The sequence below is a fragment of the Tunicatimonas sp. genome (assembly GCF_049647865.1).
Lineage (GTDB): Bacteria > Bacteroidota > Bacteroidia > Cytophagales > Cyclobacteriaceae > Tunicatimonas.
Map to the genome: position 1 here is coordinate 1 of NZ_JBARYM010000921.1, position 2045 is coordinate 2045.

General features: G+C 41.0%; 4 protein-coding genes. 2 read left to right on the forward strand and 2 right to left on the reverse strand.

Going from position 1 to position 2045, the window contains the following annotated elements; all coding sequences use genetic code 11:
- Together WBA23_RS26045 and WBA23_RS26050 are read right to left on the reverse strand one after the other, a co-directional pair.
- Positions 1-201: hypothetical protein (locus WBA23_RS26045; protein WP_424585200.1), on the reverse strand; the 201-nt coding region annotated here is incomplete at its 3' end.
- A 66-nt stretch (positions 202-267) separates the two neighbouring features.
- Complete coding sequence (locus WBA23_RS26050; protein WP_424585201.1) at positions 268-921, reverse strand: sigma-70 family RNA polymerase sigma factor; 654 nt, start codon at positions 919-921, stop codon at positions 268-270.
- Between the two features lie 142 nt (positions 922-1063).
- Here WBA23_RS26050 and WBA23_RS26055 point away from each other — a divergent pair, with 142 nt between their 5' ends.
- Together WBA23_RS26055 and WBA23_RS26060 are read left to right on the forward strand one after the other, a co-directional pair.
- Entirely contained in the window at positions 1064-1549 is a 486-nt protein-coding gene (locus WBA23_RS26055) for a DUF4293 domain-containing protein (protein WP_424585202.1), read from the forward strand.
- 98 nt (positions 1550-1647) lie between these two features.
- Positions 1648-2045 (forward strand): FISUMP domain-containing protein (locus WBA23_RS26060; protein ID WP_424585203.1); only part of this gene is annotated, 398 nt, incomplete at its 3' end.

Consider the following 2045-nt stretch of genomic DNA (forward strand, 5'->3'; position numbering starts at 1 on the left):
ATCTGGGGCAGCAAAACGACTTAATTTAGTCCGTAATGCTTCGCGGAAGGCCTTTTCCTTTTCGTAGCAATCTACTACCTCGGGCCAATTAACAGAATATTGATGAAAGAAGTCAGCATCTTCAATAGAAACTTGGCTATCTAGTACCAATGGTAGTAACTCCATACAACGCGAATAGTGGGGCGAGTCTTTAGGTAACATAGGTGTACAGCATTAAATGAAAAATTAAAAAATTTGCTTACAAAATATCGTCACGGTAAAAAATACTTAACCTTGATATCCCATTGATTCGGCATAAGACTTTAGCTTCTCTTTTAGTAGGTTGCGAGCACGGTGAAGGCGCGAGCGAACCGTTCCGATCGGAATATCCAGAATCTTGGCCATTTCTTCGTAGGTAAACCCTTCTAAATCACACAGAATAATTACCGTCCGGAAGTCAACAGCTAACGTGTTAAGCGCATTGGAAACTTCATCTCCAATCATATCCTGAACAGCTTCTACTCTCAAATCTGTAGTAATGCTTGCGTCTACATCTTCTGAGTTGTAGTACGTTTCAACCTCTTGATAATCAACTTTAGACGGCTCTTTGCTCTTTTTTCTAAAGTCGTTAATGAAGCTGTTCTTCAATATGCGGAACAGCCACGCTTTGGCATTAGTTCCTCGCTGAAAAGAATCAATAAACCGGAAAGCTTTCAAATACGTTTCTTGCACTAAGTCCTTAGCATCATCTTCATCGAAGGTGAGACGATAGGCAAAGTTGTACATAGAATCTATCTGAGGTAGAAACTCATTATCAAAAATATCTATTTTCTCTGCTTCAGAATACTGGTTGCGACGAGGTGCCACAGCTTCTTCGGTTGTTTCACTCGTTTGAACTTCTTGGCTTTCAGTATCTTGCAGTTTTTCTTTATTATCCGCCATGATATACTTAATTGTATGGTAGTATTACTTTTCTAATTAACTGTTTCGAGTCCGTAATGTTATTGTAATTATTAATAACTTTGTGCCCGATTTAAACTTATCTTATACGTAGATTTTTTTAAAAAGATTCTATCTGTTAGTTATGCTACAACGAATTCAATCATTGTTCCTTTTAGGAGTTGCTATTTGCATGGGTCTATTACTATTGGTAAATATTTGGGAGGAAACAATGACCGAACAGCAAAAGGTATTAGTCCTGGATGCTTACGCCATTGAATCAGTATCTATGACAGATGAAACTGGCGAGGTTGTAGTCGCTCAAAGTGCGTGGCCTATTGCGGTGCTGGCTACCTTAGCCATGATTACTGCCTTTTTTGAGATTTTCCGCTACCGCAGTCGCTTGTTTCAAATCAAACTAGGCTTACTGAATTCTTTACTAATTGGGGGGACCCTGGCTGCCATCGTTTACTTTAGCTTCGAAGGTGAAGAGCTATCGGCCAACACCGTACAAGGCGACTACGAATTTGGGTTATACCTACCCGCCGTTGCCATGATCCTAAACCTATTAGCTAACCGATTTATCCGCCGTGACGAGATGTTGGTTCGTTCTGCTGATCGACTAAGGTAGTTTCTACTTCTTAGATTGAAATTGCTCTACAGAGAATAAGGCAGTCTTTCGACCGTTATATCGTGGATTAAGCCATCTGTAAAAGCATACTTCTCAACATGCCAGCCTTCGTTGTGCTTCTTCTGCTGTTCATTCATCTTTCCGTTCATGGACAAGTCTCATTTACCGATGACCGAGATGGAAATGAATACGAGGTAGTTCAAATTGCGGGCTATCGTTGGTTCAAAGAAAATATCCGGTATAAAACCCCCACCAGTTGGTGTAGTGAAAACCCTGACTCAGAAGCTTGTCAGTACGGGAACTACTACTATCCTACTGATCTGGTAAGTATTTGTCCACAGGGCTGGCGGGTTCCCACCTGGCTTGAGTACCGAGCGGCCATCAAAGAAATTGAGAGCTATTATGGTTTATCCGATTCGATAAAGTACGTAGCGAACCAGCAGAATCTGTACCAAGACCTAATGCTAGACAGCGAATGGATCGTCAATTTATCGCT